We start from the raw sequence: 21,157 nt of genomic DNA, 5'->3' as shown, positions 1-21,157 counted from the left end.
TGAAACCCAAGGGGAATGGCCACCATCCATAAATCAATTTATGGAAACACAATGTCCCTTCCACAGATGCGCACATTCATCGAAGTCTATCGCCGTCGGTCGCTGAGCGATGCGGCGCGTGCACTCGGCATCACGCAGCCGGCGGCGTCCCAGCACATCGCCTCGCTTGAGGCGCAACTCGGCCATCCGCTTTTCGACCGCCATTCGCGCGGCGTCCGTCCCACGGCAATCGCGGATGATTTCGCCGCCTCGATTGGCAGCAGCCTCGACCGGGCCGAAGCCGCATTGGCATCGGCACGCGCGCGGTCGGTTCGCATTTCCGGGACGGTCCACATCGCGGCGCCATCGGACCTTCTAGGCGAAATGATCACGCCAAGGCTCGGGCCACTGCTCGACGCCGGGCTTGATCTGCGCCTGCATATCGGTGGGCGCGAAGCCCTTTATGCCATGCTGCTTGATGACAAGGTGCACCTCGGCATCACCGCATCTCGGCCGGAGGACGCACGGCTTGCCTATCAGGAGATCGGCTCGGAAGACCTGCGAGCCGTGGCCGCGCCCGCCGTAGCCGAGCAAATGTCGCACATGCCGCTCAGTGAGGCGCTTAATACGGTGCCTTATATTGCCTATGACCTCGACCGGCCATTGGTGCGCAACTGGCTGGAGGCGAACCAGATCGAGGTAGCGCGGCTTCCGGCCCTGACCGCACCGGATCTGCGCGTCCTGCGCTCTGGCCTATGCGCGGGATTGGGCTGGACGGTTCTACCCGGCTATCTCACCAGGGCCGAACGTACGGCCTGCACCCTTGTCGAAATTGCAGCGCCTATCCGCGTGCCGACCAACGCATACTACCTTGTCTGGGCCAAATCCTCCTTGCGCCACCCCCGCGTTGCCTTGGCGCGCGATGCGCTGATCGGAGCATTGAGGGCGTGAGCGGTCTGGCTGACTGATCCCGGAGCGCTCGGTACACAGAGACGAACGATTGGCCAGCTCATGGAAGCGGAAAGAGGGACGCGAACGGCCGACTTCGGGCCAGGCTGATCCAGAAGCGATGCGTGCGATGCTTGTCGAGTCAGGCCCAATGGTCTGCCGTTCAATTGCGCCCACGCCCCCATCCGTCACGCTCAGCCAATAGCTTCTGCATTACGACCATATTGTCGGTGCCCCACTGGCATAACGGCTCGAGCGCGCGGGCGAGACTCTGGCCGAGTTCGGTCAGCGTGTAGTCGACCCGCGGCGGCACTTCCTTGTAGTCGTTCCGGCGCAGGACGCCGTCCGCTTCGAGTTCCTTGAGTTGCTGGATCAGCACCTTGTCACTGACGTCGCGGATGGCGCGCTTCAATTCCCCATAGCGGGTGGGCCCGCGCAGCAAAAAGTACAGGATCAGTGGCTTCCACTTTCCCGAGATGACCTTGAGCGTAGCGTCGAGCCCGCAGGTGAAGGCAGGCGCGATGGGCGCGATGACGGGATCGTCGGCGAGTAGCATTTCAGACATTATAGGCACTTACCAAAAGGTGCATACTTGTCTGTAGGTAGGCTGCCTGCCAACTGCGTGCAACCAGTGAATGGAGGCACTTATGAACAGACTGGACGGGAAGATCGCTGTTATTACCGGGGGTGGCACGGGGATTGGCCTGGCGTCAGCGAAGCGGTTCATCAGCGAAGGGGCGGTCGTGTACCTCTTCGGACGCAGGGCGGAAAAGCTGGAAGCTGCGGTGGCGGCGCTCGGCGGCAATACGCGGGCGGTTGCGGGATCGGTCACCGATGCTGGAGATCTCGACCGGCTGTACGACACAGTGAAGCAGGAGCACGGCAAACTCGACATCTTGTTCGCCAATGCAGGCACGGGGGCATTGGCGCCCTTGTCCGAGATTACGCCCGACCATGTCGACGCGACGTTCGACGTCAATGTGAAGGGCACGATCTTCACGGTTCAAAAAGGCCTAAAGCTGATGGAGGCCGGCGGGTCGATCCTCCTCACCGGCTCGACCACAGGCGTCATGGGGACGCCGGCATTCAGCGTCTACAGCGCCTCCAAGGCGGCGGTCCGCAACCTGGCGCGCAGCTGGGCGCAGGATCTGCGGGGCACGGGTATCCGGGTCAACGTCCTGTCGCCGGGTCCGACTTTAACCGAGCTTGCCGCCGAGGTCGTTGGCCGTGATGCCATGATCGAGATGGGGGCGACGACGCCGATCGGACATGTCGGCGAGCCGTCAGAAGTCGCGGCTGCTGCTGCCTTCCTGGCATCATCGGACAGCAGCTTCATGACGGGCAGCGAGCTGTTTACCGACGGTGGCTTGGCGCAGATTTGACGAAGTGCTCCAGCCGGCTTGAGGTCGGCTGGCACCATCAAACCAGCTCGTGCCGCACCGATAGCAGCCGCGACCTTCCGATCATCGCGCTATGCGATGACGATGCTGGAAGGTCGACATGAACGAATGGCAAAAGTTCGGAAGCGGGGAATGGATCGTAGATGTCTGCAATTGGGTCATCGCGGCGAAGGGGGGGCGACAGCTCTCGCCCAGTTGCGGACGTTCGCCTATGGCGACATGGTACCTCGATGAGCCGTCTCTATACCGCACGTCGCATTCCGCAGGCAATGATCCTGATCGGTCCATATTCGTTATTTTCTCATTAGTTGTGGGCGTTGCGCACTATGGCTTCGATGTCCCTATCTACGACAGGAATACCGGCGAGCCTTCGTCTGATATGAAAATTGGCCTATTGCTCGCTTTCTTCGCGGGCGTTGGTCTTCTATTCGCGCTACTGGGCCGCACAATCCTCCGCGCAGCAGCCCGCCATAAGCTCGCCAGATAGTAAGCGGGAAACGTCCGCTTTCCACCATTCCATGCGCTTCGTCCACCTTGGAGCAACCGCCGCACGCCTGCTGCTTCCGTAATGAACGAATGGCGGAAGCTGGGAGCGCGGAGGACGACCTTGAATGACCGGTTCTGGGTCATTTGTACAAAAGTCCGGCCGTTTTTGGTGCCGTTCGCCTCAGCATCCCATTCCTACGAAATCGAGGAATGGGATGCCAGTTAATTCACAAAACCCTCTCAGATGTCAGCACTGGCTGACATTGAGGTCGTTGATGACGCTGTTGTAGGTCTGGAGCAGCGTTTCGGCGTCCTCTACCGCCTTCGGCTTCATCATCTGGAACGAGGCGCCATTCTTGCGATCCTTGGCATAGGTGCCGTCCTCGGTGCGCTGAATGATATCGCGCCCGGCTGCAAGATACGCATTGGCGTGCAGCATAAAGCTCGCGCATGCCGTCTTGTCCTTCTCGCGGACCTTGTTGTCGAACTGGACGGCCATGGTGTTGAACTGGTCCAGGGACGCTTTGAATGCCGCCTTCTGGTCGCCCAATCCCTTGCCATCGAGCACCCCGGAGGCATGATCCATGCTTTCCTTGAGATAATAGACCGTGCCCTTGCGATAATAGTCCAGGGTATCCTTCTTCGTTGCCTCGAACGCGGCCTTGATGCGCGCGCGGTCCGTGGCGTCGATGGCTTTTGCATAGGTAGCCTGGGCCGATGCAACATTGTTCAAGGCGGTAAGCAGCGCCGGCTGGAGCTCGCGGCCATGGGCGCCGTTGTCGCTCACATAGGTCTTGGCCTCAATATAGTTCGCCATGTCGCGGTAGAGCGGCGCAATCTTGGCGAGCGCTTCGCTATAGGTCCGCGCCGCCCCGTCGAGTTCCGGCATGGCGGGCTTCATGGCCAAAGCCTTGTCCAACTGTTCCTTGATCCGGTCGATGCCCGGGTCCGACGGAAAGAACAGTTTTGCCAGGTCCTTGCCGCTGTCGAAAACCGGTTTGATGGAGCGCTGATAAGTGGCCACGATGTCGGCAAAGGGCGTGCGCGCCGTATTGGCCGCTTCGACATAGGCATTGTATTTCTGCGTTTCGTTCTGGTCGGCAGCCGATGTCACCGCGCTTGAATTTCCCTCTCCCTTGCTCCCGCACGCAGAGAGCGCGAGCACACAAGCGGGAAGAGCCATGGAGCGGAGTAATATCCTGAACACAAAAACGACCTCAGTTTGGTTGATGCCAACAGGCGGCTCTAAATCGTTGGTGGAAAAGAGTTTTGAGCCGCGGCGCTCCCTATGCCCTCCTTGGGCACGCCTTTCAAATTTGGGACTTTGATAACGGCGTGGAGGCGTAGAACTGTGTACTCCATCCACGCGGATATGCCGTTCTTCAATTGCGGTGACTATCGTGCGACATAGTGATGGTCAGCGCCTGGCTACCCCAATAAGAGCGGTTGAAGGGATGGGCAGGATCATCCGATCACCAGCCATGTCTCGCACCTCAGCAACGACGGCGGCCCTCTCGGTGTCGGTCAAACTGATCCAGTCGGGGGACATGCCGAACAAGGTATCGGGTTCGGCGAGCGCGCCGACATCGAGCAAATAGTCGTGCGTGACATGCTCGATCTGGGGGTCCTGATATCCCGCCGTGATGAGTTCGCGGGCGAAATCGCTCGGGTCGCTCAGCGCCTTGACCGCATTTGGCATGGTCATGCCGTCGCGCCCGGGAAACAGCTTGCGACGGATCTGGCCGAGCAGGAGAAAGGTCGCCGCCCCGCCATCCTGCCAAGTTGTAACCACGCCGAGGCCGCCCGGTCGCGTTACCCGCCCCATTTCCGACAGGCCTTTGCGCCAGTCGGGAAACATGATGACACCGAAGATCGAGAAGACTGCATCGAAACAGCCGTCTGCCAAGTCCAGGGCCTGTCCATCCATGACGCTCGCTTCAACATTGGGTAGGTTCGCCGCTGCGATCCGCGCCACCATGCCGGGGGAGAAGTCGGTCGCGAGCACGTGCGCGCCGGTACGCGCCGCTGCCAGCGTCAGTGCGCCAGTTCCGGCCGCCACATCCAGCACGTGGCTTTCCAATGTCAATGCGGCCTTCGCGAGTGCTGCCTCGGCATAAAGGGAGGTGAATGGATGGGCCGTCTTCTCGTAATGCTAGGCGGCTGTGTCCCAATGATCTGGGTTTTCATAGGCAGGCATAATCGACGCTCCACGAATCACGTAACATTATAGGTATCGTGATGCTGAGCCCTTGCCAATCTCGATGGCGCCGTGAAGGATTATATCGTGCGCAACTGCAGCCGTCTTGCGCAAATGCTCCATGTGCTGCTCCACATGGCACGGCATGAGCGACCGATGACCTCCGAGGCGATTGCCCGCATGCTAGGTACCAACCCGGTCGTGGTACGGCGCACGATGGCGGGCCTGCGGGATGTAGGGTATGTGGGGCCGGAAAAGGGCCATGGCGGCGGCTGGGAAATCGCGCAGCCTTTGCAAAGCGTGTGTTTGCTGGATGTGCACCGTGCGGTTGGCGGACCCCGCCTGTTCGCCATCGGCCATGAGAACGCCCACGCCGACTGCGCGGTCGAAAAGGCGGTCAATACAGCGCTGGATGATGCGCTCCGTGATGCCGAGACGCTGCTGGTGGCACGCCTCGACGCCATCAGCTTGGCCGAACTGGCGCGCGATTTCGACGCGCACTGCGATGCGGCTGGCTAGGAGGTCGCGTCGCCCTCCGCCGATACCCGTTCGTTCGCATGTGCCGGCCTTGCGTCATTGTCACCCGATCTGATCATATCGATCACCGCTCGCAGGGCCGGTGCCATCTGCCGCTGCTGGGGGTAACACAAATAGTAACCGGGAAAGGGAACCGACCAGTCCGCCAGCAACGCAACGAGTGCCCCCCGGTCGAAAGCGTCGACGACGGACTCTTCCTTGAGGAAAGCGATTCCGATGCCAGCAAGCGCCGCGTCCACCATCACGGCGCGGCTGCTGGTGATCAACGGCCCTTCGACCGCCACGGAGAACCAGTGGCCGTTCTCGAAGAACTCCCACGCATAGGGGCCGGGCTGCCCCGGCCAGCGCCAGCGGATGCACCGATGCTGGAGCAGGTCCTTCGGCGTTTGTGGAACGCCGTGCTCGGCCAGATATGCGGGCGCGGCGACCGCCAACTGGCGAATATCCTCGCCTAGCCGAAGCGCGACCATGTCGCGCTCGATCACCTCGCCGATACGGATCGCGGCATCATAGCCGCTGCCGACGATGTCGACGACCGTGTCATCAATGGTGAGATCGAGCGTGATATCGGGGAAGGCGCGCGCCAGCCTCGGCAGGATCGGCACCACGAACCTGTCTGCGGCAGCATGGAAGCAGTGCAGGCGGACTGTACCGGCCGGCAGCTTCGCGGTAGTACGCGCCTGCTCCAGGGCGCCCGTCAGGCTGTCGATCGCGGGTGCGATATCACCGAGCAGCGCGGCGCCAGCCTCGGTCAACGACACGCTGCGGGTGGTGCGATGGAGCAGCCGGATGCCCAGCCGCTCCTCCAGGCCGCGGATCAGCTGGCTCAGCGCCGAGGACGATACCCCCAACTGCTCGGCCGCCCGGCTGAAACTCCGTTGCTCGGCTACGGCTGCAAAGGCGCGCAAGGCACCGAACTCGCTAGGATGGATCATGGGGTGCATCTCAGCATTGTGAAGCTGGCCTTATAAGCCTGGGTAGAAAATGGTCGATTATCCGCTTGATGTGAAGCGCTACATCTGGCGGCGAAGGAGAACAGCTATGAAGACATGGTTCATCACGGGTATTTTCCGCGGCCTCGGCAAGGCGCTCGCGCAGGCGGCGCTCGCTCGGGGCGACACCGTCGTCGGCACGGTGCGCGAGGCTGCGCCGGACCTGGAAGTGGGTCATGGTACGCTGCATGTCCTGACCGTCGATCTCACCGATGCGGCGGCGATCGCACCGGCTGTAAGTGCGGCCTTCGACAAGGTTGGCCACATCGACGTGCTGGTCAACAACGCTGGGTATGGCCTGCTCGGGGCGATCGAGGAAGCGACGGACGCCGAGTTTCAACGGCTGTTTGCAGTCAACGTCTTTGCACCCTTTGCCATCATCCGCGCCGCGCTTCCGGCCATGCGGCGGCAGGGCAGCGGTCACATCCTGAACATCACCTCGATCGCAGGCCGTGCGCCGGCGGGATCGTCCGGCCTCTATTCCGCGACCAAATCCGCGCTCGAAGGGCTGACGCAGAGCCTGGCCCACGAAATCGCGCCTTTTGGTCTCAAGGCCACGGCCATCGCACCCGGTGCCTTTCGTACCGACTTTCTCAGCGGTCATTCGATCCGCCGCAGTCAGGGCAGCGAGCAATATGCCGAAAGCGTCGGGACCGGAATCGCACGGCTTGACGCGATGGCCGGGCGCCAGATCGGCGATCCGGACAAGGCGGCTGCGGCGATCCTCGAACTGGTCGACACGCACAATCCGCCGCTGCATCTGCTGCTTGGGAGCGACGCGCTGCGACGTGCGCGAGACAAGCTCGACGTGGTGATCGACGAGATGGATCGCTGGGAAAGCGTAACGCGTTCGACCGATTATGAGGAAGATACCTGAGCGGCCGGGCCTGAGGAGCTATCGCTTCGAACGACGTTGTCCCCCCGGCGGCGCAAGGCCAACCCGCCCAAGGTCCGTCGCGGGAAGGGGGGAGGGGGCGCTTTGACGCAATGCTTGGGCCCCGTCAGCATTGGTTGCGGCGCAGCTGCGATCCGGCGCGCGTCATGAGGAGTGCAACGACATGACCGACCAGAAGAGCGGCATTATGGTCCAGGGCCGTTTGATACCGTTTCCCTCATCGATAAGCCAGGACGCTCGCGCCAGTCTCGAACGACTGGTGAATGACGATGGCGTCCCGATCAACGCGCTCTACTCGATGCCACCGGCGGACGATCATGCAGGCTGGATGAAGATCAAGGAGGCAGCGGACGGGCATTATGCGGCGGCGGTGAGAGGGCTGGCGGGCACGTTGCGTGCCAGCGCCGAAACGGTTCGTATCGGCAAGTCCACGATTCACGTCGCGACGCCCGAAGCCATCTCGGCACCGAATTGTGCCTATGTGGATTTCCATGGCGGGGCGTTCGTGTTTGGTGGCGGCGAGGCGTGTCGCGTGCAGGCGCGGATGCAGGCGGATCAGCTTGGGGCGCTCAGCTACGGCGTCGATTACAGGATGCCGCCCGAGCATCCTTATCCGGCGGCATTGGATGACGCGATGGCGACGTATCGCTACGTGCTGGAACGGCACGCACCGTCGCGCATCGTCGTGGGCGGGCGATCGGCGGGCGGCAACCTCGCCGTCGCGATGCTCCTGCGCGCGAAGGACGAAGGGCTGCCCATGCCCGCCGGCATGGTTCTCCTGTCACCAGAGGTCGATCTGACCGAGTCCGGCGACAGTTTCCAGGTCAATCAGATTGTGGATGTCGTGCTGCCCGGATCATTGATGCGGAACAACGCGCTGTATGCCGGTGGGGCAGACCTGTCGCATCCTTACCTCTCGCCATTGTTCGGAGACTTAAAAGGCCTGCCGCCGGCCTTCCTCCAATCCGGCACGCGAGACCTCTTCCTGTCCAACGCTGTACGGATGCACCGTGCACTGCGCCGGGCGGATGTGGATGCCGAACTGCATGTCTTTGAAGCGATGCCGCACGGAGGATTTCAAGGGAACACCCCGGAGGATGACGACTTGGCGACCGAGATAGCCCGGTTCGTTAAATCTCGCTGGGAGTGACGTACTCGTCCGCAATTGCACCCCAATGAAAACATCGATGCATTCGGTTCCAATGCGACTTGATGCCTCATAGTCGAGCTGCCGCTGCTTGGATCATTTGTCGCAGATTTTTACCGCCTCGGCGCCTTCAGACCCAGATGGGGGTGTCAGCCGGTAACGTGAAAGAAATAGGCAAATAAATTATATGGATAGGTGCTGGCGTGGGTGCAAAACCATCCTGCCCCCGCAACCAACTCAACAACAACCAAACCGTCTCAGGATCTCCCGAGGCGGATTTTTTATGCCTTTTTTTAGCGGCTTGGCCGGGAGTCCCGCGGGCTCAGGGTGGTTCATTTGCGCCCCGGCGATGCTGAGTTTTGGCGCCATCCGGCCGTCTCGCTGGCCGAGGCGAGGTTGCGCCGCGCCAAGGCCAAAGCGATGCTTGGCGAGGGAGGACCCAGGCGCAAGCCAAGGGCATAGATGACCTTCGAGGAGGCGGCGCGCAAATGGCATGGCCACCGCCTCGAGCGTGGCGCCTTTCCGGTGCTCGGCAAGTTGGCATTGTCCGTCATCATGCCCACCGATGTTGGCGATGGTGCGGCGGGTCGAGGCGCGCGGCGCGCTCGACGTCAGCCGCCGATCACGATCATATCGAGTGGCGTCTGCGCACGCTGGAGGAGTGTGCTCTTCACGAGCAGACGTTGCACCTTACCTGCTCGAAATGCGGTCACGTGCGCGTCCTCGACGCCGTTGCGCGCTGGTGGAAGTTTTGCCAGCGAAGATGGGACGGCAGGCTGGGGTCGGTCGGGCAGCGGCTATGCTGCTCGGCATGCCAACCGGAAGGACACACCCTGCGCCCCCATGTGGTGATCGGCCGGGACCGCCGACCGGTGCCGCTCTGCCCTATCCCGACGTCGCCACGTGGAAGAAGCTTGTCTCGCGCTACCGGTCGTGATCGAACAGGCGAATGTGTAATCTTTACAACAGCGAGGTCGATCCTAGCAGCTATTTTGACGCGCTTGCTGCGGTCGACAAGGCGGGCAACATACTGGAGGTCGAAAAGGATTACACGGCGCCTGGCAAACCCGGATACGTCGTCCGGCTGGAAGATGACCAGCGGCTGCTAAGCACGATGCGCTGGGGCTTCCCGACGCGCAAACCGCGCACGCGACCAGCGCGCGACGGGGAATTGCCCTTCCTCTACAACTGGTGGACCAACGCTCGGAACATGCAGAGCTACATGTGGAAGCCGTGGTTGATGAAGGCCGAGCACCATTGCCTGGTGCCCTTCACCCACTTTTCCGAACCCAAGGTAGCTGCCGATCGGAAGGCGCCAGGCGACACCAACTGGTGGTTCACCGTCGAGGATCAGGTGGTACCGTGCTTTGCCGGCTTGTGGAAGGTCGATCAGGATCATGACCAGGTCTATGCTTTCTGTACGACCGAGCCCAATCCGCTGGTGGCGCCGAAGCACCCCAAGGCGATGCCGGTCATCCTGCTCGCAGAAGATCAGGAACGCTGGCTGGCCGCACCGGTTGAGGACGCGCTCAGCTTGCTGACGGCCTATCCGTCACAGCTGATGAGCGTCGCCTGACCATGACCCGCAACCGCTATTATGACGGGCCGCCGAGTGATCATTTCGACGGTACCCGTTTCTTCAATCCGGGGCAGCCCAGTACCGATCGAGGCTTGCACGCTATTCTGCGCTGGAAGCTAGCCGGTGCTGCTGCCAAATGGCCGGCTTCGGTGCCCGTCACGCCCGCTAAGCCAGAAGCGCGCGTCGATGGCCTGTGCGTGACGATGGTCGGCCATGCGTCGCTGCTGATCCAGGCGGCAGGGGTGAACATCCTCACCGACCCGGTCTGGTCGGAGCGTGCCAGTCCGTTCCGCCGCGTCGGGCCGAAGCGGGTGACCGCGCCGGGGATCGCGTTCGAAGATCTACCGCCGATCGATGTCGTGCTGTTGAGCCACGCCCATTACGACCATCTCGATGTCTACACGCTGCGGCGCCTTCACGCCGCACACGATCCACTGATGGCGATGCCGCTCGGTAACGACGCGGTCGTCCGGGCGGCGGTGCCGGCGGCGCGTTGTGTGAGTGGCGACTGGTGGGACCGGCTCGACCTGGGCGGCATCGCCACGACGCTGACTCCGGCCAACCACTGGTCGAACCGCTGGCCGAGCGACACGCGCATGACGCTGTGGAGCGGGCATTATCTGGACACGCCGGCGGGCGCGATCTGGTTTGTCGGCGACACGGGCTATGGCGACGGACACATCTTCGGCGAGGTTCGCGAACGCCTGGGATCACCTGACGTCGCCCTCATTCCGATCGGTGCCTATGCGCCGAGGTGGTTCATGGCCGCGCAGCATGTCGACCCGGCCGAGGCGGTGAAGATCGTCAACGACGTGGGGGCGGGGCGAGCGCTGGGTATTCATTGGGGCACGTTCCAGCTGACCGATGAGGCACGCGAAGAGCCTGTTGAGGAACTAGCAACGGCACTGCGTGCTGCGAGCGTTGCACCGGAACGCTTCGTCGCGGCTGAAGCCGGCGGCGTCTACCGCTTCGCCTAGCGTATTTCCAGCGGCACGTGGCCCTTGGGGCATGGGAACAGCTCGTCCAGACCATCGAGGACGGCCGCATCGAGGTCACCGATCCCGACGGGCATGCGATGGCGGCCCATCCCAAGCTCGGCGTCGGCTAGAACGCCCAGGTCGCGGTCGATGCGAAGCACAAGCTGATCGTCGAACAACACGTCGCCAAAGCGGGCAGCGATCTTGGCTTTCTGGCTGAAACGGCCAGCACCGCAGAGGGCCTCTTCGGCGTCGACCGGATCGATGTGTTTGCCGACATGGGGTATTGCTTGGCGAGGACATCGCCGCGTGCGAACGGACTGGCATCACTCCCTATTTCGCCCGCCCGCCCGCAGCACGGTGCGGCCATCGGTGATGGTCGCTTTCCCAAAGAACGGCTCCGCTACGACGAAGCCGCGGATTGCTATCATGGTCCTGGCGAGCGGCGCCTCGGTATTGTCATCGAGGCGCACGATGTGCCAATAACCGCGGGCGACACCGCTTCGACTTTGAAAGTTGTGACAAGGGTTGGCGCTCGCGGAAAGGCTCTACGGGAAAACCCGAACCTGTTGCCAGTTACAGAGCCAATCGTGCGCTCTGCGCTCGCAGCGCGTGAACGGGATGGCTTGGTGCATCTGGGATCGGCAACATGGATCGCGACAGCCACGGCATGAAATCCAATTATGCCGACTGTCCCATTTATCGATCCCAATGGGAACGCCTGCGCCGTCTCGCTGGCCGTTCGTTTGCCCTGAGACCCGATGCAAGGAGCGGCGTCATCTGCTAACATCGCTCAATGGCAAGGTTCGACAACAAACGCGTCCTGATCACGGGGGGAACGAGCGGCATGGGGCTAGCCGGGGCGAAGCGCATCATCCTGGAAGGCGGGAGCGTCATCGTCACGGGGCTCAATCCGGATCGTATCGATAGATCACGGCGCGCTTTCGGCGATCGCGGCCAGGTCTTGGCCAATGATGCTGCTGATCCTTCAAGCGTCGCCATGCTGGTCGAAGCGGCGAACGATGCAGGCGGGCTGGACGGACTATGGCTCAACGCCGGCTATGCCGCGCTTGGTGCGCCCGAGGAGGTCGACGCCGACGTCTTCGACCGCATGATGTCCGTCAACGTGCGCGGACCGATGTTGCAACTGGCCGCGCTGTCCGACCACCTGAAGAGTGGGGCATCGGTCGTCGTTACCTCATCGTCCTCCACCTATGAGGGGGCGGCCACGACAGGTCTGTACGCTGCCACCAAGGGGGCATTGGTTGCGATGGCGCGGTCTTGGGCAACGGCGCTGGCACCGCGAAGCATCCGTGTGAACGTCATCGTGCCGGGACCAATCGACACAAATTTTCGCCACTTCCTGCCGGATGACGCAAAGCGTGGTTTCGAGGATTTCGTCGTCGGACAGGTCCCGCTTGGCCGCCCCGGCACACCCGACGAAGCCGCAGCCGTTGCGCTGTTCCTCCTGTCGGACGATGCGTCCTATGTCACGGGTAGCCAATACGCCGTCGATGGCGGCCTAATCATGCAGTAGCGACCCGTGCTCGTTTCTCGATCCCAATGGGAATGCTCCGGCCGCCTCGCTGGCCGTTCGTTTATGGGAATGCCTATGACGGTACGTCGGATAGGTTTGACTGCCTCGTATTAGTTGTTCCTGCCTTCGTCGTATCGGCAATAAAACCGGACGCAGTGGTTGCGACATGGCCTGAAAACATTGCTGTCGCCAGGTCCAAGCCCGATACGCCAATCGTCATGGCGGTCTACACGTACGGGGTAAAACATAGCCAAGGCAATTCAAAAAAACTTTTATCAACACCGGAAAGCTTGTTGCTAATACGCTAGCATAGATGAGGGCGGAACCGATGTTGCAATACACATGGCTCCCGATACCTTGGGCGGTACTAGCAAGCGGATCACATCCAACCCAGCGTCTTTCGCAAGAATAAGGATTTAGGGTGGCTGAGAGCATGAATGGCTGGAACCGTCGATCCGTGATGGCCATTGGCGCCGGGATACTGGCCGCTCCAGGCTTCGCAATGGCATCGCAAGGAAGCGGATTACCGCCCGCAGCGCTTGATCGCGTTCGGGAGATGATGCGCGACAGGCGGATTCCCGCTGCGGGGATAGCGGTGGTGCATAATGGCGTCACGATGATGACCGAAGGTCTGGGCACGGCCTCTCTACCGTTCGATGTTCCCGCAAATGAGAAGACGCTTTTCCACCTTGGATCAGTGGGCAAACAAATTACGGCTGCTCTGGTCTTCGAGTTGGCCGAAGCCGGGACGATCGATCTGAATGGTCCGGTCGGGCGCTATGCGCGAGGCCTTCCGGACGCTTTTGCTGCGATTCCCATCAGCGCCTTGTTGAGCCACACTGGGGGGGTGCCGGACTATGAAGGGTTGCCCGGGTTCGAGGCCGATCGCCCAATCACGCGCGAGGCTTTTCTCACTGGTGTAGCTGGCGTCCCGCTCGACTTCCAACCGGGCCGTGCCTGGGCCTATTCCAACACCGGTTATGTGCTGCTCGGCTATCTGCTGGCCGATGTCACCGGGAAATCCTATCGCGACCTCGTGACCGAGCGACTGCTCAGGCGTGTCGGCCTGATCGATTCCCGGGTGGACGACGCGAGCGCCGTGATCGCCGGACGCGCGGAGCCTTACGTGCTGGAAGATAATGTCACGCGGCACGCCGTTGGCATGAGTTCCGACTACTCGCAATCAGCAGACGGCGGCGTATTGATGTCGGCGCGCGATGCGGCGCGATGGGAACACGCACTTCAGGTTGGCCCGGTCCCATCGCCAGCGACGGTTGCGAGTTTGGTGCGTCCGGCGCTTATGTCCTCAGGTCGCAGCGCAGCCTATGGCGCGGGCTGGTTCACCGATGAGATCAATGGCCGCGCGGTCCAGTACCATTCCGGTAGTGTGACAGGCTTTCTGACCTTCGCCTGGCGCGCGCCGTCCACCCGGACTGCGGTTACCGTCATGGTCAACATTGAGAGCGGACCAGCAGGTCGGTTCATTGAAGAGGCCTGCCTGATGCTGGCGGAGTTTGTTGCTCCGGGATCCACACCATTGGGGCTGGCTCCGGCCCAGGACGACGCGCCGGAGGTCACGGCGCAGGCGCTGGCGCTGCTGACACGTGGCGACCGGCCACTGGACCCGGACCTGTTCACACCCGAAATCTCCGCCTTAATGGAGGGGCGAGCCGCTGGCGTCGTGGTGCCGTTCAAAATTGGAGCGGACGCGACGGGCATCGAATTTCGTCTCGTCGGACATCATGCCGAACCTGGCGGCCACGTCCGGCGCTACAGAATAAGCCGCAACGGCCGCGCACGTCATGTAAGCTTCGCCTACGCGCCTGACGGCAGAATCTACCGGTTCCGTAATCTCTAATTGGTAGAGGTTGATCAGCCGAACCTGGCACCATCGCTGAAGAGGGGACTTCGCGCTTCACCATCCCAACGGGAATGTCCCAGCCGCCTTCTTGGCCGTTCCCTATCGGGACGCTCGTGGCCATCCCGATAGGGGAGGCGCAGATCAAAGCGCCTTCAACGCCAACGTCGCAATGAACGTCGGCAGATACTGGTCGATGACGAAGCGCGGCACCGGCGCACGAGCCTCCCTAAATCCTGCGATCCTGAAACCCGCCTCGGTCTGGCCACCAATCTGATCGGTCAGGCTATGGCCGAAGACCAGTGCTTCGCCGCGTGCGACTTTCGCCTCTAGTTCGTTGGCCTCCATGTCCTCGGTATCGGCATAGGGCATGGTGTGTATGGGGCGAATGAGCCCCTGCTCTCGCCATTTGGGATCACGATCGCCCACAAAGACGACCGGGTTGTAGAAGCTCGCCAGCAGCCGTCCACCCTTACGAAGGGTACGGTAACATTCCGTCCAGACAGGCCGGACATCCGGCACGTAGAGGTTGGAAATGGGATGGAAGATGATATCGAAAGACTCGTCCGGGAATATGGACAGGTCGCGCATGTCTCCCTGGATCGTAGACAAGGCCAAGCCGTCCCGTGCTGCCACCAACCGGTCCTGCTCCAACTGCCCTTCCGAGGCATCGAGGACGGTGACGGTCGCGCCCGCCGCAGCGAGGATGGGGGCTTGTTGACCACCAGCGGACGCAAGGCAAAGGATGTCGTGGTCTGCCACCTGCCCCAGCCAATGGTCGGGTATATCGTCCGGTATCAACCGCACCGACCAATCTCCTTGACGGGCTGCCGCGATAGCTTGCGGAGACACCGGGCGAGACCATTCGCAATCCTGCGCGGCAAGATTGTCCCAAGCGACCTGATTATGCGCGACAATGCTTTCCGGGGACCGATCTAAAAATGACATAATGATGCCTGTAGAATTGCTCGTTCCGACGCAGTCACCCGTGCAAGACTGGCACGCATTGGAACGAGCGAGCTGACATAAAACGAAGCTATGACTGCGCCGTTTGGACGCAGACTCAAAACGGGACCGCGCGATGCGATCAGCCAAGATGGCTTCGTTACAGGATCACTGTCAGGGCACTCCGGTATTGCGAAACAGGTAAGCACGCACCGTGCAAAAAGCAAATCGGTCAAACGAATGATGTCTCAAAACTCGATCGCAATGGGAATGCCCCCGCCGTCTCACTGGCCGTTCGTTTCGGAGCAGGGCTTAGGGCTAAGACTCAATTGGAGCCAGAGGGCGAGTGCGGTTGCGATCGCAACGCCTGACAGGAAGGTGGCGAAGAGTTTGTCATAGCGGATGGCGACGCGGCGGAAGTCTTTGAGACGGCAGAAGGTGTTCTCGATCAGGTGGCGGTCGCGGTATCTGTCCTTGTCGTAGCGGATTGTGCGTTTGCGCTGGGCACGCCGATCGCCGCCGATTTCCTCGTTCTGCAGCAACCAGCGTTCTGGGCAGGTTGCTCTTCGATCCCATGATGCGGACCCCGTCGTTGCCGGCTTCGACACGCTAGGCGAGCGCGCGCAGGTGATCCCGTCGATAGCCGCCCCGGTCGACGCGCATCTGCTCATGCGGCCCGTGACAGGCGCCAGACCTCTCCGGCGTGATCGTCCGCTCGTCTGTGCTCTCCAGCATCGCCTGCGCCTGGTCGGCGTCGAGGCGCGACTGATCGCGGATGATCTTGAGGCTGGCGATATGCTCCTTCAGCGCTGCACACTTTTTGGCGCATCATGCGTATGGTCAGGAGCGTTACAGTCGCGATTTGATCGCCACGATATCATGAGGTGCAAGCAGAATGACGGCCTTGCATTGGTCGACACGATGATCTTCAGCCGCGCTGCGAACCGAGGGGCGCGATATCGCCAACCGCGTCCAGGCGGGCGATCTGGATACGGCGCTGCGCATCGGCATTCCCAGGGACGCCTTTCCCGAACAGCGCGGCCAGCCACTGGACGATTTCGCCGTGGAGAAGGTGCGCCCACTGGCGGAAAAGGCCGCGCTGGTCCCAGCCGTCAACGCCGCCCGGGCGATGTACGGCGTGCTGACGGCCATCGTCGTGATCGCCGTGTTGTAGGTATGGCGCACCCCTATCGAGTGATCCGAAGCGGTCCGGCGATCTGGAGAAGCGCTTGCGGATCGCCCAATACACGACTGTGTCCCGCGCCCCATTTGAAATCGGATACGCTGCCCGTCCGTGGTAAAGACGCGCAGCGTATCTGAGTGAATATGGGATAATCCCGATTATTTGGGGAAATGAATCCCGCAGAGCTTGTTGCCGTCGGGATCGCGGACATAGGCCAGTTCGATGGTGCCCATCGACGCCGTGTGACGCGGGCCGGGCGGGGCTTCGATCGAGGTGCCGCCATTGGCGACCGCGATATCGTGGAACTGCTTCACCTGCTCCGGCGAGTTGCACGCAAAGGCGACGGTGCTGCCGTTCGCCACGGTCGCCGGTTCGTCGTTGATCGGCTGGCTGACGATGAAGTTGGTCCCGTTGCCATTATTGTAGATGAGCCGGGTATGGCCGCTGTCGGCAATGTTTAGCGTCGCTTCTCCCACGCCCAGGGTGCCAAGCACCGTGTCATAGAAGCGCTTTGATCGTTCAATGTCGTTCGATCCAACCATCGTGTGAAACAGCACTTCATTCTCTCCTGCACAGGGTATTTTTGAAACGCATACGAACCGCATCCGGGTCATCCGGTTGCTACGAGCGGTTATCCAGTTCCGGCACGCCGCTGCTGCGGTCGGTATAGGCGGCGAGGAAGGTCGGGCGGCGCTGCCACCGTCGCCAGAACGCATCGATACGTTCGTAGCGTTCGTCGAGCGGCATCGCGTTCACCTCGAACTTGAAAGAGGCGATCGTGGTCGCCAGCGTGATGTTCGAGAAAGTAGGCTCCGCAGGGCCGAATAGCCAGCCGCGACCATCGGCCAGATGCCGGCCGATCAGCGCGCTATGCGCCAGCGCTTCCTTGCGGCAATGCTCGCCCCAGGCCGGGTTCGAAGTCAATTCGAGCTTAGGACCGAGCCCCTGGTGCAAGACATGAAACACCGTTGTGATGCGGTATAGGATATGCACCCAGATGCGGTTCTCCCACATGGCGTCCAGCCCTTACTCCTCGGCCGTCTCGCCCATGATCCGGCGCCCGGCAAATGCCTAGTCAAGATAGCGCACGACCGCAGCGGTCTCCGAGATGCAGCTGCCCTCCGCCAGTTCGAGCGTCGGTGTTTCGCCCCAAGGATTCATCTTGAGTTGCTTCCACTGCCGCTGCTCGCCCACCGGCGACATGTCGTAGACCTGCTCCTCGAAGCGGTCGGCGATGCCTTCATCGTGCCGGAAGATGTGCGGGCGCTGGGGATTGCTGCCTTGACCGGCTGGTCGCTGCCGGCGCCGGGAAAAGCGCCTGCCTGATTTGTGCTTCTGCGGATTTGTCGTGCTAGAGCCCCGCATATGTCGAAATCGCACATGCACGCCGGAACCGTCACTGTCGATGGAGTGGCCTATGATTGGCACCTTCACAGCGAACCTCATCAGTCGGATGACGAGGGGTGGAAGGGCATGACGATTTCGCTCCTTCAGCAGGATGCCAAGCGCGAAGCGCTCGTCGAATTCCCGGCGCCCAAGCGGCTGTTGAAAGGACTGCCGCGCGGTCGGCTCCAACTCGACGACGCGACGATCACGCGATGCGTGCGCTCCGCCGTGTCGGCCGGCTGGGATCCGATGTCCCGCGGCAAGCCGGTGGTATTCATGGTCGACGCCGAAGGCAATTGAGCCGCCTTAACGCGGGTGCCGAAAAGACCGGCACGGACATGTCGGACCTAAGGCGGATCACCTGTCGCCTCACCGTGGCGTCCATGGTCGCACTCGGGTTCGAGACGGACGTTCGATCTGTGCCGGATGGCGGCCGCCGACGGCTATGAGAAATGTCGAAATAAGCTGTGTGCGTCCGAATATGGTCGAATTGAAGGAACGACTTCGCGCGCAGAGATGCGAATGTTACCAGGACGCTCAACGGGAGGACAATATGGCGAAGATCGCAGGTTCCGGCGAGTACGTTATCGATCAGGTGCAGCAGATCGTTCGGAGGCATGTTCCCGGTGCGAATTGTGCGTTGCTGGACTATGGCAAGCGGGTCGGATGTGGTGAACTGGACGACAACGGCAAGCTTCACGAACTGCGGTGGTTGCGCCGCGAACTGGACGACGACCAAGTCGCCAAGGATGCCGAGCGTATGGCGCGCCTGATCGCAGACGCCAACCGGGAGATTCTGACGGACTGCTAGGCGGCATGGATAGAATGGGGGGCTGGTTCGTAGGGGCGTCGACAACTGCCACGCTTTGAAACAGAGCTGTGATGGCGCTCCTTTTGCCGCGTTCATCTGCTGGGCCAAGTGTTTCCGGGGCCTGACCCTTTGCCTCAAGCCTCGGTGGGCGGTCCCGGAGCAAATATAGCACCTGCGTCCGGGCCGTGCGTCGATCATCAGCGCAGGATGATATCGGCACCATGCTTGTGCGCCCGGATTTCATCCTCGGTCAGGCCATTGATCTCGTGCGGGAAGATGAGCCAGTCATTGGTTTCGTGGACGAAGAAGTCCGGCTTGAGGTCGGTCACGTTGCGCGACGGTTTGTAATAGACGGTCGCGACCTTCACTTCGTCCGGGATATTGTTTCGGCATCGCTGCTTCAATTCCTTCAGCAAGGCGCGGATCGAACGCCCGGAATCGAAGACATCGTCGATCAGGAGCAGGCGGTCCTCAGGATTGAGGACGTCCACCAGATGGCCCAGGCCGTAAATGCGGACCTGCGGTTCCTGCTGGTCGATGCCGGTATAGGAGGCGGTGCGGATCGCGATATGATCGCTCTGCAGCCCGCGATATTCGAGCAGTTCCTGAACCGCGATGCCGACCGGCGCGCCGCCGCGCCAGATGCCGACGATATGGGTCGGGCGAAAGCCGGAATCGAAGACCAGATTGGCCAGACGGAACGAATCCTCCAGCAGGCGATCGGCGGACAGATAGATTTTGGTGGTCACGAATGGTCCATCATCGTTGCGGAGCGGGGCATCAAGCCATGAATGCCCAGAATAGCCCAATTGTTTTGACGCCCTCCTGCCGAGAGAGCAACCATGCGTCGTTGCTGACTCCGAATGACCGACTGCTTTCGGGAAGCCCCGGGAGCAGGTCGAGAATCGCCTGCGGTCATTGCCGATTATCTTTCGAACAGAGCCATGTCGGCTATGTTCAGGTCGACGCTATTGGGCCCGTGGGGGACTGAACAGTGGGGAGGCCGATGCGTATCAAGGGGTTTGATCTCAGCGTCGGCTATTTCGGGCTTCAGATCGCTTTCGGTATCCAAAGTGCCAGCTTGAGCCGAGTGTTTCAAGGGCTGGGGGCCTCTGTCGATCAGCTCGCGATCCTTTGGCTGGCAGGACCGGTGACGGGGCTGCTGGTGCAGCCCGTGGTGGGGGTGCTCAGCGATCGGCATGACAGCCGGTTAGGACGGCGGCGGCCCTATATCCTGGTGTCCGCCCTGATGGTGATCGCGGCGCTGGCGGTCTTGCCTCTGGCGGCAACGTTAATCGCGGCGGTGGCGGCGGTCTGGGTGCTGGAGGCGGCGATGAATGCGCTCCATGCGCCCTATCGTGCGCTGGTCGCGGATACCTTGCCGCCGGCGGACCAGGCGAGCGGCTATGCCATGCAGACCGTCTTTATCGGGCTCGGCGCCTTGGCGGGGGCCTGCGCGCCGATCCTGCTGGCCTGGGGAGGCTGGTCGAACGTCGCGCAGCCGGGGCAGACCGCACCCTCTATCAGGGTCGCGTTCCTGGCGGCGGCGATCGCGGTGGCGATGTCGGTCGGCTGGACCGTGGCACGCGTGCGCGAACCTCGTTTGCCAGAGGTGCAGGGCAGGGCAAGCGGCGATGCGCCCCTTCGCTGGGATGAGGTGGTCACATTGTGGCGGGCGCTGCGTCCGGTGGCTGCCATCCAGTTCCTGAGCTGGTTCGGCCTGTATCTCCTCTGGGTTTATGCGACGCCGGTGATCGCAGCCCGGCTCTATGGCGCGATGTCGCCGTTCGATGGGGCCTATGCGCGGGGAGCCGATTTCGTCGGAGTGTTGTTCGGCACCTATAATGGCGTTGCGGGGCTGTTCGCTTTTCTGCTGCCGGGCTTGTTCCGCCGTTTTGGCGTTACGCGCGTCCATGCGGCGGCATTGGCGATGGGCGCATTCGGGCTGAGCGGCTTGGCCCTGATCGCGCATCCTGTCGGGCTAATCGGCTGTGCGGTGCTGATCGGCATCGCCTATTCATCCATCCTGAGCGCGCCCTTCGTCTTGGCCGGGCGGACGGTATCCAGCGCGACTGCGGGTATGTTCATCGGCGTCATGAACATCTTCATCGTCGTGCCGCAACTGGTCGCGGGGCTGGGCATGGGCTGGGTCATCGCGCATGGGCTGGGCGGGAGCGCCTGGCCTGTCCTGCCGTTGGCGGGTGCGTTGATGGCGACGGGCGCCGTCTTGAGCTTGTGTCTGTCCGGCATGGACGAGGGCGTTGCACTGACGTAGTGCAAGAAAATGCAAATATGGATTC

General features: G+C 61.9%; 24 protein-coding genes and 1 pseudogene. 12 read left to right on the top strand and 13 right to left on the bottom strand.

Going from position 1 to position 21,157, the window contains the following annotated elements; all coding sequences use genetic code 11:
- The first annotated feature begins 15 nt into the window (after window positions 1-15).
- Window positions 16-930, top strand: a complete 915-nt coding sequence (locus SP6_RS06600; protein WP_227876613.1) for a LysR family transcriptional regulator — start codon at window positions 16-18, stop codon at window positions 928-930.
- 160 nt (window positions 931-1,090) lie between these two features.
- On the opposite strand, the gene SP6_RS06595 is transcribed toward SP6_RS06600, so the two are convergent.
- The gene (locus SP6_RS06595) at window positions 1,091-1,483 is read right to left on the bottom strand and encodes a winged helix-turn-helix transcriptional regulator (protein WP_007403253.1); all 393 of its coding nucleotides are present in this window, start codon (window positions 1,481-1,483) and stop codon (window positions 1,091-1,093) included.
- 91 nt (window positions 1,484-1,574) lie between these two features.
- Here SP6_RS06595 and SP6_RS06590 point away from each other — a divergent pair, with 91 nt between their 5' ends.
- Window positions 1,575-2,309 (top strand): SDR family NAD(P)-dependent oxidoreductase, encoded by a 735-nt coding sequence (locus SP6_RS06590; protein WP_007403516.1) that lies wholly within the window; start codon window positions 1,575-1,577, stop codon window positions 2,307-2,309.
- 751 nt (window positions 2,310-3,060) lie between these two features.
- Here the strand turns inward: SP6_RS06590 and SP6_RS06585 are convergent.
- Window positions 3,061-3,927 (bottom strand): YiiG family protein, encoded by an 867-nt coding sequence (locus tag SP6_RS06585; RefSeq protein ID WP_082052437.1) that lies wholly within the window; start codon window positions 3,925-3,927, stop codon window positions 3,061-3,063.
- A gap of 303 nt (window positions 3,928-4,230) precedes the next feature.
- The gene (locus SP6_RS06580) at window positions 4,231-4,899 is read right to left on the bottom strand and encodes a class I SAM-dependent methyltransferase (RefSeq protein WP_227876615.1); all 669 of its coding nucleotides are present in this window, start codon (window positions 4,897-4,899) and stop codon (window positions 4,231-4,233) included.
- Window positions 4,900-5,097: 198 nt separating this feature from the next.
- On the opposite strand from SP6_RS06580, the gene SP6_RS06575 reads away from it, so the two are divergent.
- Entirely contained in the window at window positions 5,098-5,529 is a 432-nt protein-coding gene (locus SP6_RS06575) for an Rrf2 family transcriptional regulator (RefSeq protein ID WP_007403385.1), read from the top strand.
- On the opposite strand, the gene SP6_RS06570 is transcribed toward SP6_RS06575, so the two are convergent.
- Window positions 5,526-6,482 carry a LysR family transcriptional regulator gene (locus tag SP6_RS06570; RefSeq protein WP_007403259.1) on the bottom strand — a complete coding sequence of 319 codons (957 nt, stop codon included), beginning with the start codon at window positions 6,480-6,482 and terminating at the stop codon, window positions 5,526-5,528. The two genes, SP6_RS06575 and SP6_RS06570, sit on opposite strands and share 4 nt — an antisense overlap.
- 106 nt (window positions 6,483-6,588) lie before the next feature.
- On the opposite strand from SP6_RS06570, the gene SP6_RS06565 reads away from it, so the two are divergent.
- From SP6_RS06565 to SP6_RS06550, 4 genes are all read left to right on the top strand, one after another.
- Complete coding sequence (locus SP6_RS06565; protein WP_007403377.1) at window positions 6,589-7,416, top strand: oxidoreductase; 828 nt, start codon at window positions 6,589-6,591, stop codon at window positions 7,414-7,416.
- Window positions 7,417-7,597: 181 nt separating this feature from the next.
- Window positions 7,598-8,584 carry an alpha/beta hydrolase gene (locus tag SP6_RS06560; protein WP_007403496.1) on the top strand — a complete coding sequence of 329 codons (987 nt, stop codon included), beginning with the start codon at window positions 7,598-7,600 and terminating at the stop codon, window positions 8,582-8,584.
- A 946-nt stretch (window positions 8,585-9,530) separates the two neighbouring features.
- Window positions 9,531-10,157, top strand: coding sequence for an SOS response-associated peptidase family protein (locus SP6_RS06555; RefSeq protein ID WP_007403418.1), 627 nt, complete (start codon window positions 9,531-9,533; stop codon window positions 10,155-10,157).
- Between the two features lie 2 nt (window positions 10,158-10,159).
- Window positions 10,160-11,137, top strand: coding sequence for an MBL fold metallo-hydrolase (locus tag SP6_RS06550; RefSeq protein ID WP_007403225.1), 978 nt, complete (start codon window positions 10,160-10,162; stop codon window positions 11,135-11,137).
- Here SP6_RS06550 and SP6_RS20830 read toward each other — a convergent pair.
- On the bottom strand, window positions 11,134-11,316 hold the full coding sequence (locus SP6_RS20830; protein ID WP_045078121.1) for a hypothetical protein: 183 nt from the start codon (window positions 11,314-11,316) through the stop codon (window positions 11,134-11,136). The genes SP6_RS06550 and SP6_RS20830 overlap by 4 nt on opposite strands.
- Before the next feature lie 617 nt (window positions 11,317-11,933).
- Here SP6_RS20830 and SP6_RS06540 point away from each other — a divergent pair.
- Together SP6_RS06540 and SP6_RS06535 are read left to right on the top strand one after the other, a co-directional pair.
- Window positions 11,934-12,674 carry an SDR family oxidoreductase gene (locus SP6_RS06540; RefSeq protein ID WP_007403544.1) on the top strand — a complete coding sequence of 247 codons (741 nt, stop codon included), beginning with the start codon at window positions 11,934-11,936 and terminating at the stop codon, window positions 12,672-12,674.
- Between the two features lie 421 nt (window positions 12,675-13,095).
- Window positions 13,096-14,532: a serine hydrolase domain-containing protein gene (locus SP6_RS06535; RefSeq protein WP_126053413.1), complete on the top strand. Its 1,437-nt coding sequence runs from the start codon at window positions 13,096-13,098 to the stop codon at window positions 14,530-14,532.
- A gap of 144 nt (window positions 14,533-14,676) precedes the next feature.
- Here SP6_RS06535 and SP6_RS06530 read toward each other — a convergent pair whose 3' ends face one another.
- The 7 genes and pseudogenes from SP6_RS06530 to SP6_RS21355 all read right to left on the bottom strand — a co-directional run bounded on the left by SP6_RS06530 (window position 14,677) and on the right by SP6_RS21355 (window position 18,094).
- Window positions 14,677-15,627 carry a class I SAM-dependent methyltransferase gene (locus tag SP6_RS06530; RefSeq protein WP_197939097.1) on the bottom strand — a complete coding sequence of 317 codons (951 nt, stop codon included), beginning with the start codon at window positions 15,625-15,627 and terminating at the stop codon, window positions 14,677-14,679.
- 134 nt (window positions 15,628-15,761) lie between these two features.
- Window positions 15,762-15,977, bottom strand: a pseudogene (locus SP6_RS06525) (hypothetical protein); the annotation flags it as partial.
- 109 nt (window positions 15,978-16,086) lie between these two features.
- On the bottom strand, window positions 16,087-16,212 hold the full coding sequence (locus tag SP6_RS21615) for a hypothetical protein (protein ID WP_007403384.1): 126 nt from the start codon (window positions 16,210-16,212) through the stop codon (window positions 16,087-16,089).
- Window positions 16,213-16,405: 193 nt separating this feature from the next.
- Window positions 16,406-16,726, bottom strand: coding sequence for a hypothetical protein (locus SP6_RS20825; RefSeq protein WP_007403519.1), 321 nt, complete (start codon window positions 16,724-16,726; stop codon window positions 16,406-16,408).
- A gap of 92 nt (window positions 16,727-16,818) precedes the next feature.
- Window positions 16,819-17,217 carry a VOC family protein gene (locus SP6_RS06520; RefSeq protein ID WP_037567432.1) on the bottom strand — a complete coding sequence of 133 codons (399 nt, stop codon included), beginning with the start codon at window positions 17,215-17,217 and terminating at the stop codon, window positions 16,819-16,821.
- Between the two features lie 64 nt (window positions 17,218-17,281).
- The gene (locus tag SP6_RS21360; protein WP_007403420.1) at window positions 17,282-17,674 is read right to left on the bottom strand and encodes a glutathione S-transferase family protein; all 393 of its coding nucleotides are present in this window, start codon (window positions 17,672-17,674) and stop codon (window positions 17,282-17,284) included.
- Window positions 17,675-17,731: 57 nt separating this feature from the next.
- Window positions 17,732-18,094, bottom strand: coding sequence for a thioredoxin domain-containing protein (locus tag SP6_RS21355; protein ID WP_197913084.1), 363 nt, complete (start codon window positions 18,092-18,094; stop codon window positions 17,732-17,734).
- Here SP6_RS21355 and SP6_RS06510 point away from each other — a divergent pair.
- Window positions 18,026-18,346 (top strand): hypothetical protein, encoded by a 321-nt coding sequence (locus SP6_RS06510; protein WP_007403429.1) that lies wholly within the window; start codon window positions 18,026-18,028, stop codon window positions 18,344-18,346. The genes SP6_RS21355 and SP6_RS06510 overlap by 69 nt on opposite strands.
- 253 nt (window positions 18,347-18,599) lie before the next feature.
- Window positions 18,600-18,857 carry a hypothetical protein gene (locus SP6_RS06505; RefSeq protein ID WP_007403282.1) on the top strand — a complete coding sequence of 86 codons (258 nt, stop codon included), beginning with the start codon at window positions 18,600-18,602 and terminating at the stop codon, window positions 18,855-18,857.
- A gap of 197 nt (window positions 18,858-19,054) precedes the next feature.
- Here SP6_RS06505 and SP6_RS06500 read toward each other — a convergent pair whose 3' ends face one another.
- Window positions 19,055-19,606 carry a phosphoribosyltransferase gene (locus tag SP6_RS06500; RefSeq protein WP_007403430.1) on the bottom strand — a complete coding sequence of 184 codons (552 nt, stop codon included), beginning with the start codon at window positions 19,604-19,606 and terminating at the stop codon, window positions 19,055-19,057.
- 257 nt (window positions 19,607-19,863) lie between these two features.
- Here SP6_RS06500 and SP6_RS06495 point away from each other — a divergent pair, with 257 nt between their 5' ends.
- Window positions 19,864-21,132, top strand: a complete 1,269-nt coding sequence (locus tag SP6_RS06495; protein WP_007403237.1) for an MFS transporter — start codon at window positions 19,864-19,866, stop codon at window positions 21,130-21,132.
- The last annotated feature ends 25 nt before the right edge of the window (window positions 21,133-21,157 follow it).

Origin of the sequence: Sphingomonas paucimobilis NBRC 13935, from assembly GCF_000739895.2 — a bacterium.
Classification (GTDB): Bacteria; Pseudomonadota; Alphaproteobacteria; order Sphingomonadales; family Sphingomonadaceae; genus Sphingomonas; species Sphingomonas paucimobilis.
The sequence above is the reverse complement of the archived record's forward strand: the minus strand, read 5'-3'. Positions and strand labels throughout refer to the sequence as shown.